Below are 14,875 nucleotides of genomic sequence, written 5' to 3' on the forward strand. Positions count from 1 at the left end.
AAGGACACCCCATGAGTAGTTCGACAGCCACGGTGAACGCAATGTTCGCGGCCCTCACCGATTTCGACGTGGACGCCGCAGCCGAATTGATGACAGACGACATCGTCTGGCAGAACGTCTCGCTCCCCACCCTGCGAGGCAAGAAGACCGTCGTGCGAGCGCTTCGTCTGGTCACCAAGCCTTCACTGAAATTCGAGGCGGAGATGCACCACATCGTCGGCGACGAGTCCACGGTGCTCACCGAACGCACCGACATCCTCACCGTCGGACCGCTGCGCATCGAGTTCTGGGTATGCGGAACTTTCGAACTGCGCGACGGCAAGGTCTGCGTCTGGCGGGACTACTTCAGTCTGCGAGACGTCGCGTGGGGCGTGGTGACCGCGGTCGGCCGCGCAGTCGTCGGGACCGGGACACGAAGTAGGCTTGCTCCGGCCTGAAATCACCTGCCGAAAGCGAGCGAACCTGCCATGTCCGAAAACACCACGCCTGACTCCTTCGACGCCGGATTGGCTGTGCGCACCGAAGTCATGGGGGCCGATTTCGTCGACGCCGCCTTCGAGCGCACCCGGGGAACGGACAGCGAAGAACTGCAGAACTTCGTGACGGCCAACGTCTGGGGTTCGGTATGGACGCGTCCCGGACTCGATCGCCGCAGTCGCAGTCTGATCAATCTGGGGATGCTGATCGCGCTGCGCGCCGAGAACGAACTCAAAGGCCACGTACGTGGGGCATTGCGAAACGGCTTGACGCGCACCGAGATCGTCGAAACCGTGATCCACGCGAGCGCGTATTGCGGCGCTCCGGCCGGACTGGCGGCGATGCGTGTGGTGCAGGAAGTTCTCGACAACGAACTGGGACCGCTGCAAAACTGAACAACTTCAAACCCAGGCATCTCCCCGTGCAGACCGAAGTCCGCACGGGGAGATCACTTCTCAGGAAGTGGGGCCGAACTCCTCGAGCATGTCGGTCACCAACTCGGCGATCGGCGAACGCTCACTGCGCGTGAGTGTGATGTGCGCAAAAAGCGGGTGCCCCTTGAGCTTTTCGATGACGGCCGCAACTCCGTCGTGCCTGCCCACTCGCAGGTTGTCACGCTGCGCGACGTCGTGCGTGAGGACCACTCGCGAGCCGGTTCCCAGACGAGAAAGCACTGTCAGCAGAACATTTCGTTCGAGCGACTGCGCTTCGTCGACGATCACGAACGAATCGTGCAGCGACCGACCGCGAATGTGCGTCAGCGGCAACACTTCCAGCATTCCGCGGGCGAGAACCTCTTCGAGAACCTCTGGCGAGGCCAACCCGTCGAGAGTGTCGAAAACGGCCTGAGCCCACGGGCCCATCTTCTCGCTCTCACTACCGGGAAGGTAGCCGAGTTCTTGTCCGCCAACGGCATACAACGGACGGAAGACGACAACCTTGCGCTGAGTGCGGCGCTCGAGAACGGCTTCCAAACCTGCTGTCAGAGCCAAGGCCGACTTACCGGTGCCCGCCTTACCACCGAGAGAGATGATGCCGATGCTCTCGTCCATGAGGAGATCGAGCGCAATGCGCTGCTCGGCGGAGCGGCCGTGCAACCCGAACGCCTCGCGCTCACCGCGCACCAACTGGATGCGCTTGTCGGGAGTCACCCGACCGAGGGCGCTCGACGAACCACCGAGCAGGCGAAGACCCGTGTGACACGGCAGATCTCGCGCTTCGTCGAGGTCCAGGAAACCCTCGTTGAACAGCTCGTCGATGTCCGTCGAGGCGACGTCCAGCTCAGTCATGCCCGTCCATCCGGAGGGCACGACGTCGTGAGCGTGGTACTCGTCGGCAGGTAGTCCCACCGCGCCTGCCTTCACACGAAGCGGAATGTCCTTACTGACGAGGACTACGTCCTTGCCCTCCGCCGCAAGGTTCAGCGCGCACGCCAGAATCCTCGAATCGTTACTGTCCGTGCGGAATCCGACGGGTAAGACCGCAGGGTCGGTGTGATTGAGTTCGACCTGCAGTGTCCCGTTCTCGGTGCCGATCGGCACCGGACGGTCGAGGCGGCTGTATTCGATCCGTAGATCGTCGAGCATGCGGAGCGATTCTCGGGCGAACCATCCCAGTTCGTGGTGGTGCCGTTTGCCTTCGAGTTCACTGATCACGACCAGTGGGAGTACCACGTGGTGTTCGGCGAATCGAGTGACAGCCCATGGATCGGACAGTAGTACCGAGGTATCCAAGACGTACGTGCGAAGTGCATCTCCCGAATGATTCCCGGCTGATTGATCAGCCCGGGCCGAGTGGGCAGAGACGGAGCGTGATGCAGTCACGTTGGGCTCCTAGGTCTGCGCGGCACCCGCGCAAACTCAGCTCGCTGGGCCGGACGGCTCTGGTGTCAGGTGACGCTGTGTCAGCTGAAACAAGGGCCGGGCGCCGGCCCTCTCGTACTGAGTGTTTCAGTCACGATCAGAACCTCCCGCACAAGTAACTTCTGGTTACTCGTTACTGCCGACGGTACTGCGGATCGGACACTCGCGCCACGGAACGAGCCGCACATCTGGTGAACGCCAGGTAACAAAATGCCACTCGTGTGATTCGGCGTCACTCAGGACTCGATCAGACCCCACTTGGCGGCGCGCACCGCTGCCTGAACCCGCGAATTGGTTCCGGTCTTGACGAAGATGTTCTCGAGATGGGTGGCGACGGTGCGACGGCTGACGAACAACTCCTCGGCGATCTCGACATTGCCCGCGCCCCTGGCCACCAATTGCAGTACTTGAATCTCCCGTGGGCTCAGATGGACACGATCGAGCGCCACCTGGTCCCCCACGACGCGCGAGCAGGCTGCGCTGGACGCCGCCACCACCTCCCGTACGCGATCGACGACGCCGGAATCCGCGAAGCTCATGTGCAGCAATCCGGTCACCTCACGGCCGGAGAACCCCAATGCGACCGAGGCACCCTCGGCGTACCCGGACGGCCGCAGAACATCGGTGACCATCTCGACCTGCTCGAATCGTGGCACGTCCTGCCAGAACACGGGCACGCCCGAAGCCTCGCGAATGATGCCGAAGAGATTGCGATCGGCGACGAAGTCGTCGAGCAGGAACTCGAGCACCCTGTCGTCGTATCCGGAACTCGCCAGAGCCCGATGCCTTCCGCTCGACGGGTCTCGGTACGTGACAGCCGCAGCCGAGTACGCGAGTCCACGTGCGCGGAGTTCTTCGGCGCACAGGCCGAGAATGCCGTACGCCCCGGCCGCCGGCGATCGCGGCGCGAACATGTCAGGTCCAGCGCCGCGATCAGGCAGTACAGACGTCATCACACCAATCTAACCAATCGTGTGAGCTAGGCCACGACCAGTGAATCGGCCGGCTTCTTGTCCGCCCACGGACGTGCCGCTTCGAAGTTCGCGGCAGCCCGCAGGACCAGTGCGTCCTGGCGGTGACGTGTGGCGATCTGCAGCCCCACCGGTCGACCGTCGGCGGTGAATCCGGCGGGCACGGTGATCGCCGGATTGTTGAGCATGTTGTACGGGTAGGTGAAGAGCCAATCGAGCAACTGCTCACGCAGCGACGCACCCTCGAGCCACGACGGCGCGAACTGACTGAGCGGGAACGTGGCCGAAGCCAAGGTCGGCGAGACCAACACGTCGTAGTCGTTCATGAACGCGGTCCACGTGTCCCACATGACGCCGCGGAATGCGTCGGCCCGCCCGACGTCGACACCGGTGAGCCGCTCGGCCTCGTGCATGATCTCGATCAGGTTGTCGTCGACCTCGCCGCGCTGGTTCTCCCAGTCGAGCAAGTCGTATTCGGAAGCGAAACCGGGAACCCAGATGCCGTTCCACATCGACTCCGACGGATTTCCCCACTGCGGGGTCGCCTCGGTGATCCGGGCACCCAATTCCTCGAATGCCGACAACGCGTCGAGACACACCGCCAGCACCTCCGGATCAACATGGCCGAGACCGAGATTCGTCGACCACGCGACGCGAAGCCCCTTCACGTCACCCTTCGCCGCTTCGACGTACGAGGTCTCCGCACGCTCGATCGAGAGCGGATCCGCATTGTCCGGCCCGGCCATGATGTCGAGCATGAGCGCGTTGTCGGCGACGGTCCTGGTGATCGGACCGTGGTACGCCCAGTTGTAGAACCGCCCGGCCAGAATGGTCTGCGGAATGACGCCGGTGGTCGGTTTGAGCCCGACGACCCCGCAGAGTGCCGACGGGATACGCACCGATCCGGCGCCGTCACTGCCCTCGGCAAGTGGCCCGAGGCCTGCAGCCACGGCAGCCGACGCACCGCCGCTGGACCCGCCCGCGCTGTTGCCGAGCTTCCACGGGTTGTGCGTCGGCCCGTACAGGTGGTTGTCCGTGCCTCCGTAGTAACCACTTTCGGGAGTGTTCGTCTTTCCCAGGAACAGTCCGCCGGCGCCTCGCAGCCTGTCCACGACGACGGCATTTCCCGTCGCGATGTTGTCGGCCATCGGCTTCATCCCGAACGTGGTCGGCAGCCCGTCGACTGCCGTCAGATCTTTGATCGTGAACGGAACGCCGTGCAGCGGGCCGAGCTTCTCGCCCGCTTCCTGTTGCCGTGAGAGTTCGGCCGCATCGCGCGTCACCTGCTCGCGATCGAACTGCACTATCGCGTTGATCGACGGATTGACGGCGTCGACGCGCTGGATCATCGCTTCGGCAATCTCGTTGGGCGAGAGACTGTTCGACGCGACCGACGCCGCCATCTCGGTAGCGGAGAGCCAATGCAGATTCTGTTCGGTCATGGGGTTTCCTTCGCCGGAGGGGTGATGCTCTCAGGCTAGGAAGCGCCGAACTCGGCCACCATCGGTCATGTGACCGATGCCACAATCCGCGACTGGCAAAAAACCAGCGGCCCGGCCCCTCGAAAGGGACCGGGCCGTCGGTGAAGGAATACCTAGACGTTCTTGCTGAGCAGGCCCCAGTTCTCGAGACCGTCGTACAGCGGAAGGTCGAGGGCGAGCTTGGCGACGCGCGCACGCAGCGCCGGCAGATCCGCGTTGCCGGCCAGAGCGGTACCGATGATGTCGGCGACCTCGGTGAACTCGGCATCGCCGAATCCGCGAGTGGCCAACGCTGCGGTACCGATACGCAGACCGGAGGTGGTCATCGGCGGGCGGGGATCGAACGGAACAGCGTTGCGGTTGACCGTGATGCCGATTTCGTGCAGAAGGTCCTCACCCTGCTGGCCGTCGAGCTGCGAGTTACGCAGGTCCACGAGCACGAGGTGGACGTCTGTGCCGCCGGTCAGGACGCTGATGCCCTGGTCTGCGACGTCCTTGTTGCCCAGACGCTCGGCAAGGATGCGCGCACCGGAAAGGGTGCGTGCCTGACGATCCTTGAACTCTTCACCGGCAGCGATCTTGAAGGTGACTGCCTTGGCCGCGATGGCGTGCATGAGCGGTCCACCCTGCTGACCGGGGAAGACAGCAGAGTTGAGCTTCTTGGCCCACTCTTTCTTCGCCAGGATCAGGCCCGAACGCGGACCACCGAGGGTCTTGTGGACGGTCGAGGAGACGACGTCTGCGTACGGGACGGGCGACGGGTGCAGGCCTGCCGCAACCAGTCCGGCGAAGTGAGCCATGTCCACCCACAGGTACGCCCCGACCTCGTCGGCGATCGCACGGAACGCCGCGAAGTCCTGCTGACGCGGGTACGCGGACCAGCCGGCAACGATGACCTTCGGCTTCTCGGCGAGGGCGATCGAGCGCACCTCGTCCATGTCGATGCGGTGATCTTCCTTGCTGACGCCGTAGGACGCGACGTCGTACAACTTGCCGGAGAAGTTGAGCTTCATGCCGTGCGTGAGGTGACCGCCGTGTGCAAGGTCGAGGCCGAGCAGCTTCTCACCCGGGTTCATCAGTGCCATCAGAACAGCAGCGTTGGCCTGTGCGCCCGAGTGCGGCTGAACGTTCGCGAACTCTGCACCGAAGAGTTCCTTCGCACGGTTGCGCGCCAGATCCTCGATGACGTCGACGTGCTCGCAACCGCCGTAGTAACGACGTCCCGGGTAGCCCTCGGCGTACTTGTTGGTCAGGACGCTGCCCTGAGCCTGCAGAACCGAGCGGGGAACGAAGTTCTCCGACGCGATCATCTCGAGCGTGTCGCGCTGACGAGCCAATTCACCAGCCATCGCCTCGGCGACTTCGGGGTCGAGTTCGGCGAGTGATGCAGAGTTGACGTCGGAGCCGGGCACAGCGGTCATCGAGGAATCTCCAAGCTGGATGCGGAAACGAATGCGTCCAGTCTACGAAGTTCGCTCCCGCCGTCTCCACCCGGCACTAGGCAGCACGCAGAGAGCTGGGGACCAGCGGCTCGTCGAGCAGCCTGCGGAAGCGTTCGGTGCGCTCCGCGCCCACCGGCACCTCGTCCAGCCAGCCCCCGAGCAGCCGGTATCCCTCGACATACGTGCTGGTGTATGCCCGCCACAGCGGCGAAGACAGGAACTTGAGCGATTGGCGAGCGCGTTCCGGCGTCGACAGCGACCACCGTTCGAGGAACAGCGCCACGTCGTCGAGGCTGCGCCCCTCGTCGTGCAACATCAGCGCCGCATCCTGCCGGACACTCAGCAGTTGCCCCGACGCGGCGGAGAGCCGTTGCGCCTTTTCCCCGTCGAAAGACAAGCCGAGGTCGGCGTAGATGTCCTGCGCCCACAAACCCCAGTCCGGGCCGACAATCGCTTCCAGCGCCAAATCCGCGAGGCCTTCGGCCATGATGCACTGCGGCGTGTTGACCAGGAACAGTGTCTGCTCGAGCTGGCCCGAACCGACCAGACCGGCTTCCTTACGGCAATGCTCGGTGTGATGGCCGGGGTAGGACTCGTGCGCGATCAGCCGCGGCAGGTTGGCCATGAACTGCGGCAGATCCGAATTGATCGCAACCTTGGAGCGGTAGTCACCGAGGTAGTAGTTGAAGCCGGACCACGGCTTGTCCCCCACCACTTCGTATTCGACGGTTTCCGACGCGGGAAGCCCGAACGTGCCGCGGACCAGATCGCGCAGCGCACTCGACATTGCCTCGACGCATTCGTTCAGTTTCGCCGCGGGGATCTCGTCGGACTTGCGATGCGCCTGCACCCGCTGCGCCAGCGGTCCCGGACCGGGCAGAACTTCACCCATCAACCGGTGAGCGTCGCTGTAGGCGTCCTCGTTTCCCTTCTCGATTCGGACGTCGAAGTACGCCTCGACCTCGTCCACGAAGCCGATGTCCTCACCCGCGAACTTGCGCCCGGAGCATTCCAGGGCGCGAAGGTGTACGTCGACGAAGTGGGCGCGTTCGGCATTCAGACCACTTCCGGCCAACTCGCCCCGCAATTCACGTGCCGTGCGGGCAAGTTCACGCGGATCGGGCTTCGGGGCGCTCTCGATCTGCTTACGCAGCGCCGGGTCACCGGTGAACGCGTCGACGAACCCGTCTTCGAGACGGTCGAAACCCAGTCCGAGCAGCAGGTATTGGCGAACAAGTGTGTCTGGATCCATAACCACCGAGCCTAGTCGCTCGCTCCGGAATGCCACCCGGCGAAAGTCCCGGACGTGGCACCGAGCACAATCCGACTATGCACTCGGATCGTGCGCACACGCGCCTGGCTTGCTCGCATAGCTGTTTCGTCCGCCGGGCCCCGGGTTCACTACGTGCCGGTGAGCTGGGCTGATGGCGCGCACCAACGAATCGAGTCCCTACGTCGAGTTCGACCGCAAGCAGTGGCGGACACTGCGTAAGTCGACGCCACTGGTGTTGACCGAGGACGAGTTGTACGGCCTGCGTGGTCTCGGCGAGCAGATCGATCTCGAAGAAGTTGCCGAGGTTTATCTCCCCCTCGCACGTCTGATCCACCTGCAGGTGGCGGCACGCCAACGACTGTTCGCGGCCACCGCGACCTTCCTCGGCGAGAAGCATCCCGACCGTCAGGTGCCCTTCGTCATCGGTGTCGCCGGTTCGGTCGCGGTCGGAAAATCCACGACTGCTCGTGTGCTGCAAGCTCTCCTGGCCCGCTGGGATCACCATCCGCGCGTCGACCTCGTCACCACGGACGGATTCCTCTATCCGACCAGGGAACTCCAGCGTCGGGGCATCATGCACCGCAAGGGTTTTCCCGAAAGCTACGATCGCCGCAAGCTGTTGCGCTTCGTCACCGAAGTCAAGTCCGGGGCGGAAGAGGTAGCGGCGCCGGTCTATTCGCACACGTCGTACGACATCATCCCGGGCCAGTACCACCTGATCCGCCAGCCCGACATCCTCATCATCGAGGGCCTCAACGTCCTGCAGACCGGCCCGCGTCTGATGGTCTCCGATCTGTTCGACTTCTCGATCTACGTCGACGCCCGCATCGAGGACATCGAAGCCTGGTACATCCAGCGGTTCCTCGCGCTACGCAACACGTCGTTCGCCGATCCGAACGCCCACTTTCACCACTACTCCGGCCTCTCCGACCGTGACGCGACCATCGCGGCGAAGGAGATCTGGAACTCGATCAATCACCCGAACCTGGTGGAGAACATTCTCCCCACCCGTCCCCGCGCAACCCTGGTGCTGCGCAAGGACGCCGACCACACGATCAACCGGCTGCGGCTGCGCAAGCTCTGAGACGGCTCAGGCGCCGAACCGGCGGTGGCGCGCCGCGTAATCGCGCAAGGCTCGAAGAAAGTCGACTCGACGGAACTCGGGCCAGTACGCCTCGGTGAACCAGATCTCCGAATAGGCGCTCTGCCACAACAGGAATCCGGAGAGCCGCTGCTCGCCGGAGGTGCGGATCACCAGATCCGGATCGGGCTGTCCCGACGTGTACAGATGCCCGTCGATGCCGTCGACCGTGACGGCCTGGATCAGTTCGTCTCCGCTCAGGCCCGCACCGATCTTGTCGCGCAGGAGCGATTGGACGGCGTCGGCGATCTCCTGACGCCCGCCGTATCCGATCGCGACGTTGACATGTGTCCCGGTTCGGCCGCTCGTCCCCGCCGCCGCTTCCCGCAAGCGCCTGGACTGCTCGGGAGGCAGAAGATCGAGAGCACCGACGATCTGCACACTCCAGTTCTTGCCGGGCCCGGAGATCTCTTCGACGACGTCGGTGATGATTTCGAGGAGGGTGTCGAGCTCTTCCGGCTCGCGGCGCAGGTTCTCGGTCGAGAGCAGGTAGATGGTTGCCATCTCGATTCCGGCGGCGTCGCACCACTCGAGCAATTCGGCAATTTTGAGCGCGCCCATGCGGTGCCCGTGACTGACATCGGTGAAGCCGTTCTCGCGAGCCCATCGCCGATTTCCGTCACACATCACGGCTACGTGCCGTGGGTGCGCGAGACCGTCGAGATGACTGAGGAGTCGTCGCTCGTAGATGCTGTACAGCAGTCCGCGCAGATTCACCGTGACATCACCATGGTGTCAAAGACTACGCCCGGCAGTGACAGCCACATGCGAGCGCCGTCACGCTTTTTGTACGCGTCGAAAACCCGCAGCTAGGTTATGCTACTGATGCGTAACCTACGGTACCGTAGGTTACGCGGTTTGCAACAGTACGGAACGAGAGGGGTTGCACATGACGGCATTCGGGCTCGACGAGCTTCCGGTCAAACCACGCATGCGCGGTTGGATCCATCTGTGGGCGCTCGGTGTCTCCGTCGTCGCGGGCATCGTTCTCGTCTCCGTAGCCGGCGCTCAGGTCGGCGCCAAAGCGGCTTGGGCAACCGCGATCTACAGCGTCACGATCTGCGGCCTCTTCGGCATCAGTGCGACGTATCACCGCATCCAGTGGCAGACGGTCAAGGGCCGTACGTGGATGAAGCGTGCGGACCATTCGATGATCTTTCTCTTCATCGCCGGCAGCTACACACCGTTCGCCATGCTCGGCCTCCCGACTCACACCGGCAAGATCATCCTCGCGATCGTGTGGGCAGGCGCGCTCGCCGGCGTCGCACTCAAGATGCTCTGGCCCACCGCCCCGAAATGGGTGGGAGTCCCGCTCTACCTGCTCCTCGGTTGGGCGATCGTTCCCGTGGTCGGTGAACTGACGCACCAGGTCGGTGTGGCGCCTATGGTGCTGCTGCTCGTCGGCGGAATCTTCTACAGCGTCGGCGCAATTCTGTACGCGACGAAATGGCCAAACCCGTGGCCCACGACGTTCGGGCATCACGAGTTCTTCCACGCCGCGACGGTCGTCGCAGCGATCTGCCACTACATCGCGGTATGGCTCGTCGTGTTCAACTGACTCGCCAGTTCCACCACCGTCGTCACCGGCCGATCACACACGAATCCCCGACAGATGTACGCGGCTTCACCACCGTCGACGAGGGGTCGATCTGCAAGCAGCGGTGAAGAATCCGGGGCACCCCCGACAACCACTGCACCACCCGGCGCAAGCCGGCGGGCATCGGCCAACAGCGAACCTTCCCCGACGACGGCCACCTGTATCGGACCACGCAACGACGCTTCCGCCACCGCGAGCCAGTGCCCCGCCGACCGCGGCGCACGCTCGAGCGGCAGCGTGGCCCTCGCCAGCGCGTCCGCCGCGGCCTGGGCGTAACGAGAAGAGCGCTCGGCATCGGTCAACGCCGCTGCGGTCAACAGAGCCTCCGCGACGCTCGACGCACCGGACGGCGTCGCGCCGTCCAACGGGTCTCGGGGCCGAGTCACGAGCGACTCCGCGAAATCGGCCGTGTCGAACCAGCTTCCCGGCTCGGCCGGATCAGCGAAGTGGTCGACAGTGACGTCGAGCAACTGCTGCGCCGCATCGAGCCACCGCGCCAATCCCGTTGCCTGGTATAGAGCCAGGAGGCCGGTGGCCAACATTGCGTAATCCTCGAGCACACCCGTCGGGGCGCCGACAGCCCCGCCGAGGGAAGCGCGACGCAAGTGACCGTCCACCAGGTGAAGGTCGAGAAGAGCGCCTGCGCACTCGGCCGCCGCGGTGATCCAGTCGGGTCGGTCCAGGGCAAGTCCGGCTTCCGTCAAGGCCGTGACGGTCAACCCGTTCCAGGCCGTCACCACCTTGTCGTCGCGGCCAGGCTGTGGACGCTGAGCCCGGGCGGCACGGAGAGCGTCGGAGACCGTCTGCCAACGCGACCAGTCGTCGGGGTCACAGAGCAACTGCAGTACCGACGCACCCTCTTCGAAGGTTCCGGTATCGGTGACCCGGAACAACTCCGACGCCCACTGCCCGTCCTCCGCGCCGAGAATCTCGACCAGCTGCGTCGGCGTCCATACGTACGTGAGGCCTTCGACGCCGTCGGTGTCGGCATCGAGAGCCGAAGCGAAGCAACCGTTCTCGGTCAGCAGATCGGAGAGCAGGAACCTTGCGGTCTCCTCGGTGACGCGAGTGGCGAGGTCCGATCCGGTGCGCCGCGCCCAGTGCGCGTAGAACCGCAGGAGCAGCGCATTGTCGTAGAGCATCTTCTCGAAGTGCGGAACCACCCACTCGGCATCGACCGAGTACCGCGAGAAACCGCCACCCAACTGGTCGTAGATCCCGCCACGTGCCATTGCTTCGGCGGTGCGCTCGATGCCGCCGAGGATCTCGCCCGAACCCGTTCGCTCGTACTGTCGGAGCAGCCCCTCCAGTAGTACCGACGGTGGAAACTTCGGTGCCCCACCGAATCCCCCGCGCGGGACGTCCTCGTCGCCGAGGATCGACCGACCCGCCGCGTTCAGCAGCTCGGCGTCGATGGGTGCTCCGCCGTACGGAATCCCGCCCGACGCGCGCTGAAGTTCCGTGACGATCGCCTGTGCCGCGTTGTCGACCTCGTCGCGCCGATTCGTGAAGGTGTCGGCTATCGCTTCGAGAAGCTGTGTGAACGACGGCATTCCGCCGCGAGGCGTCGGCGGGTAGTACGTGCCGCAGTAGAACGGTGAACCGTCGGGAGTCAGGAAACAGGTCATGGGCCAGCCGCCCTGGCCGGTCATCGCAACCGTCGCATTCATGTAGACGGCGTCGATGTCGGGACGTTCTTCTCGGTCCACCTTCACACAGACGAAGTTCGCGTTCATGACGGCCGCGATCTCGTCGTTCTCGAACGACTCGTGCGCCATGACGTGGCACCAGTGGCACGCCGAGTATCCGATCGAGAGGAGAATCGGCACGTTGCGCTCGCGCGCCCACTCCATCGCTTCTTCGCCCCACTGTTGCCAGTGGACCGGATTGTCGGCGTGCTGACGCAGGTAAGGGCTCGAGGACCCACCCAGGTTGTTCCGCATCCGTGGGTCCATCGCCGCTACCTCGTTCGTCTCAGGATTCTTGCTTGGGCTTCTTCTCGGTAGAGACGTTGGGTTCCGCCGGGCTCGGAGCAGTGATAGCTCCCCGGTCGGTGCCTTCGTCTGCCTGCTGATCGAGTTCGGGATGATCCGGTTCGAACGTCTCCGGCAGCTTCTTGAGCTGGCGGTTCATCGACCGAACCAGGAGGATCACACCGATGAGCAGCGCAAGAATCACCAGCAGGCCGACCGGAGACGACTTTCCGAACTCCGGGCCGGATGGGTTACTCGGGGTCTGAGCAAGAAATTGTGTGGTGCCGAGAACTACCTCGGCGGACAGAGCATTCACTTCTGAGCGTCCTCTTCGAGACCTGCGAACAGGTCGGTTTCCGGAATGGACGTGGTGACCCGCGTCTTGGCGAGCTCGAATTCCTCGGTGGGCCAGATCTTCTGCTGAATGTCGAGCGGCACAGCGAAGAACGAACCGTTGGGATCGATCTGCGTCGCGTGTGCGCGCAGAGCATCGTCACGCTGGGGAAAGTAGTCGCCGCACGTGACCTGAGTGGTCACCCGGACCATCATGTCGCCGCGTTCGGTCTTCCACTTCTTGAGCCAGTCCGCCATCGGGAACGGCTCACCGCGACGCTCGTACTCCTCCTGGAAAAGTTCGAGGCGCTTACGGATGAATCCGTGCGAGTAGTAGACCTTCTTGATTTCCCACGGCTGACCGTCCTCGGGGAAGTACTCGGGATCGGCGGCGGCTTCGTAGGCTGCCATCGTCACCTCGTGGCACCGGATGTGATCCGGGTGCGGGTATCCGCCGTTCTCGTCGTACGTCGTGACGACGTGGGGACGGAACTCGCGAATCACCTTGACCAGAGCGCGCGTCGACTCTTCGAGCGGAACGAGGGCGAAGCACCCTTCGGGCAGCGGCGGAAGAGGGTCGCCCTCGGGAAGCCCGGAATCGACGAAACCGAGCCAGCGCTGCTTCACGCCCAGGATGCGAGCGGCCTCGGCCATCTCCTCCTGGCGAACTTCGCTGATTCGATCGCGGACACCGGGAACGTCCATGGCCGGGTTGAGAATGTCGCCACGCTCACCCCCGGTGAGCGTCAGGACCATCACTTCGTGGCCTTCGGCTGCATAACGGGCGGTGGTGGCCGCACCCTTGCTCGACTCGTCGTCGGGATGGGCATGGACGGCCATGAGCCGGAATCCGCTCACGTGTTCGTTCACCTCAACTTCACCTGTAGCCGTTGCCGGCAGTTCACCTGTAGCCGTTGCCGGCAGTTCACCTGTAGCCGTCACCGGCAGTCTTCGAATCACACGCTGTGCACCGCTCGGATTACTCCGGGCCGTTGCCGTCAAACGTACCGACTGCCGACAAACCTACCGACGGCGCGACGGGATACGTCCTCTATAGTTCCACCCGAGAGTTCCTGGCGCAGCCGTGACCCCTTCGGTAATCCGGCGGGACACAGTCAGTTGCTGCACGACACGCGAACTCGAGTCTTCGAGAGCAGAGTGATGAGCAAACCGCTTCCCCAAGATCGGTACCCGAGCACAACTCGCACGGGCAGTCCCCGCAAGTGGATGGTGTGGGCTCTGACCGCTCTCGTCATCGTCGTAGGCGGCGGAATCGCGTACTACGCGTACGGAAAATTTGCGGTCAAGGAAATCGAGACCGAGACCATCTCGTTCGACATCGCCAACGACTCCACGGTGAAGATCCGTTTCACCGTCACACGCGACGACTCGTCGCGTGAAGCGATGTGCATCGTGCGCGCACGCTCGAAGGACGGCTCCGAAACCGGTCGACGTGAGGTCTACGTCCCGTCGTCGGAACATCAGACCCTCGAGTTCAACACCGAGGTCAAGACGTCCCAGCCGCCAGGCATGGCCGACGTCTACGGCTGCAGCTTCGACGTTCCGGAGTACCTGACCAAGAGCTGACCTCGGGACGCACCCACCCTGCCGGACGTTTGACACCGGACAGGGCGGGTAGTCATGCGTGATAGAATTGCCCGATACACGGTTCCGGGTGGAACCGTGTATTGCTGCATTGACGCAAGGTTTGACGGCAAGGTTGCATCCCTGGTGGTGCTTCTGCGTCGTTGTTCGCTGCTGTTGCAGCGATCGTCGAGGGAGCCCCCGGCTCCGACTACTAGGGAGTGATCGAGATGACCGAGACCCAGGTGACCTGGCTTACCCAGGAATCACATGACAGGCTCAAGAACGAACTCGACCAGCTCATCGCCAATCGCCCGGTCATCGCCGCCGAGATCAACGAGCGTCGCGAAGAGGGCGACCTGAAGGAGAACGGCGGCTACCACGCTGCCCGCGAAGAGCAGGGTCAGCAGGAAGCCCGCATTCGCCAGCTCCAGGAGCTGCTGAACAGCGCAAAGGTCGGCGAGGCCCCCACTCAGTCCGGTGTCGCACTGCCCGGATCCGTAGTCAAGGTCTACTACGACGGCGACGAGAGTGACACCGAGACGTTCCTGATCGCTACCCGCGAAGAAGGCGCACGTGACGCCAAGCTCGAGGTCTACTCGCCGAACTCACCGCTGGGCGGCGCGCTGCTCGAAGCCAAGGTCGGCGACACGCGTGAATACAACCTGCCCAACGGCAGCACCATGAAGGTCACGCTGCTGAGCGCGGAGCCTTACCACAGCTGATCGGCTGTACCAGCTC

At 63.8% G+C, this 14,875-nt stretch carries 15 protein-coding genes; 6 read left to right on the plus strand and 9 right to left on the minus strand.

Going from position 1 to position 14,875, the window contains the following annotated elements; all coding sequences use genetic code 11:
• The first annotated feature begins 11 nt into the window (after positions 1-11).
• Positions 12-437, plus strand: coding sequence for a limonene-1,2-epoxide hydrolase family protein (locus tag A0W34_RS20445; protein WP_007726363.1), 426 nt, complete (start codon positions 12-14; stop codon positions 435-437).
• 30 nt (positions 438-467) lie between these two features.
• A complete protein-coding gene (locus tag A0W34_RS20450; protein ID WP_003945227.1) occupies positions 468-872 on the plus strand; it encodes a carboxymuconolactone decarboxylase family protein in 405 nt (134 codons plus the stop codon).
• A gap of 60 nt (positions 873-932) precedes the next feature.
• On the opposite strand, the gene A0W34_RS20455 is transcribed toward A0W34_RS20450, so the two are convergent.
• From A0W34_RS20455 to A0W34_RS20475, 5 genes are all read right to left on the minus strand, one after another.
• Entirely contained in the window at positions 933-2,300 is a 1,368-nt protein-coding gene (locus A0W34_RS20455) for a PhoH family protein (RefSeq protein WP_007726365.1), read from the minus strand.
• A 275-nt stretch (positions 2,301-2,575) separates the two neighbouring features.
• Positions 2,576-3,292, minus strand: coding sequence for a helix-turn-helix transcriptional regulator (locus tag A0W34_RS20460; RefSeq protein ID WP_081558179.1), 717 nt, complete (start codon positions 3,290-3,292; stop codon positions 2,576-2,578).
• Between the two features lie 26 nt (positions 3,293-3,318).
• Entirely contained in the window at positions 3,319-4,752 is a 1,434-nt protein-coding gene (locus tag A0W34_RS20465) for an amidase (protein ID WP_081558180.1), read from the minus strand.
• A gap of 152 nt (positions 4,753-4,904) precedes the next feature.
• Positions 4,905-6,212 carry a serine hydroxymethyltransferase gene (glyA, locus tag A0W34_RS20470; protein ID WP_003945195.1) on the minus strand — a complete coding sequence of 436 codons (1,308 nt, stop codon included), beginning with the start codon at positions 6,210-6,212 and terminating at the stop codon, positions 4,905-4,907.
• A gap of 76 nt (positions 6,213-6,288) precedes the next feature.
• Positions 6,289-7,485 (minus strand): DUF885 domain-containing protein, encoded by a 1,197-nt coding sequence (locus A0W34_RS20475; RefSeq protein WP_081558181.1) that lies wholly within the window; start codon positions 7,483-7,485, stop codon positions 6,289-6,291.
• 172 nt (positions 7,486-7,657) lie between these two features.
• Between A0W34_RS20475 and coaA the strand changes: the two genes are divergently transcribed.
• Complete coding sequence (gene coaA, locus A0W34_RS20480; protein WP_003945270.1) at positions 7,658-8,590, plus strand: type I pantothenate kinase; 933 nt, start codon at positions 7,658-7,660, stop codon at positions 8,588-8,590.
• Between the two features lie 6 nt (positions 8,591-8,596).
• Here coaA and A0W34_RS20485 read toward each other — a convergent pair whose 3' ends face one another.
• On the minus strand, positions 8,597-9,364 hold the full coding sequence (locus tag A0W34_RS20485; protein ID WP_003945211.1) for an isoprenyl transferase: 768 nt from the start codon (positions 9,362-9,364) through the stop codon (positions 8,597-8,599).
• 172 nt (positions 9,365-9,536) lie between these two features.
• Here A0W34_RS20485 and trhA point away from each other — a divergent pair, with 172 nt between their 5' ends.
• On the plus strand, positions 9,537-10,205 hold the full coding sequence (gene trhA, locus A0W34_RS20490) for a PAQR family membrane homeostasis protein TrhA (RefSeq protein ID WP_003945269.1): 669 nt from the start codon (positions 9,537-9,539) through the stop codon (positions 10,203-10,205).
• Here the strand turns inward: trhA and A0W34_RS20495 are convergent.
• From A0W34_RS20495 to mca, 3 genes are read right to left on the minus strand one after another with little or no spacing between them, the layout of a single operon-like run.
• A complete protein-coding gene (locus tag A0W34_RS20495) occupies positions 10,172-12,199 on the minus strand; it encodes a thioredoxin domain-containing protein (RefSeq protein WP_081558182.1) in 2,028 nt (675 codons plus the stop codon). The two genes, trhA and A0W34_RS20495, sit on opposite strands and share 34 nt — an antisense overlap.
• A gap of 19 nt (positions 12,200-12,218) precedes the next feature.
• A complete protein-coding gene (locus A0W34_RS20500) occupies positions 12,219-12,533 on the minus strand; it encodes a hypothetical protein (RefSeq protein ID WP_007726381.1) in 315 nt (104 codons plus the stop codon).
• The gene (mca, locus tag A0W34_RS20505) at positions 12,530-13,408 is read right to left on the minus strand and encodes a mycothiol conjugate amidase Mca (protein ID WP_007726383.1); all 879 of its coding nucleotides are present in this window, start codon (positions 13,406-13,408) and stop codon (positions 12,530-12,532) included. The genes A0W34_RS20500 and mca overlap by 4 nt, the downstream gene beginning before the upstream one ends.
• Positions 13,409-13,711: 303 nt before the next feature.
• Here mca and A0W34_RS20510 point away from each other — a divergent pair, with 303 nt between their 5' ends.
• Entirely contained in the window at positions 13,712-14,137 is a 426-nt protein-coding gene (locus A0W34_RS20510; RefSeq protein WP_007726384.1) for a DUF4307 domain-containing protein, read from the plus strand.
• 227 nt (positions 14,138-14,364) lie between these two features.
• On the plus strand, positions 14,365-14,859 hold the full coding sequence (greA, locus tag A0W34_RS20515; protein WP_007726385.1) for a transcription elongation factor GreA: 495 nt from the start codon (positions 14,365-14,367) through the stop codon (positions 14,857-14,859).
• The last annotated feature ends 16 nt before the right edge of the window (positions 14,860-14,875 follow it).

Origin of the sequence: Rhodococcus sp. BH4, from assembly GCF_002079265.1 — a bacterium.
Taxonomy (GTDB): Bacteria; Actinomycetota; Actinomycetes; order Mycobacteriales; family Mycobacteriaceae; genus Rhodococcus_F; species Rhodococcus_F qingshengii.

Bases quoted from the DNA above. Each gene is read 5' to 3' on its own strand.
- A0W34_RS20445 (WP_007726363.1), top strand. From the start codon at position 12: ATGAGTAGTTCGACAGCCACGGTGAACGCAATGTTCGCGGCCCTCACC.
- A0W34_RS20450 (WP_003945227.1), top strand. From the start codon at position 468: ATGTCCGAAAACACCACGCCTGACTCCTTCGACGCCGGATTGGCTGTG.
- A0W34_RS20460 (WP_081558179.1), bottom strand. From the start codon at position 3,292: ATGACGTCTGTACTGCCTGATCGCGGCGCTGGACCTGACATGTTCGCG.
- A0W34_RS20465 (WP_081558180.1), bottom strand. From the start codon at position 4,752: ATGACCGAACAGAATCTGCATTGGCTCTCCGCTACCGAGATGGCGGCG.
- glyA (WP_003945195.1), bottom strand. From the start codon at position 6,212: ATGACCGCTGTGCCCGGCTCCGACGTCAACTCTGCATCACTCGCCGAA.
- A0W34_RS20475 (WP_081558181.1), bottom strand. From the start codon at position 7,485: ATGGATCCAGACACACTTGTTCGCCAATACCTGCTGCTCGGACTGGGT.
- coaA (WP_003945270.1), top strand. From the start codon at position 7,658: ATGGCGCGCACCAACGAATCGAGTCCCTACGTCGAGTTCGACCGCAAG.
- trhA (WP_003945269.1), top strand. From the start codon at position 9,537: ATGACGGCATTCGGGCTCGACGAGCTTCCGGTCAAACCACGCATGCGC.
- A0W34_RS20495 (WP_081558182.1), bottom strand. From the start codon at position 12,199: ATGGACCCACGGATGCGGAACAACCTGGGTGGGTCCTCGAGCCCTTAC.
- A0W34_RS20510 (WP_007726384.1), top strand. From the start codon at position 13,712: ATGAGCAAACCGCTTCCCCAAGATCGGTACCCGAGCACAACTCGCACG.
- greA (WP_007726385.1), top strand. From the start codon at position 14,365: ATGACCGAGACCCAGGTGACCTGGCTTACCCAGGAATCACATGACAGG.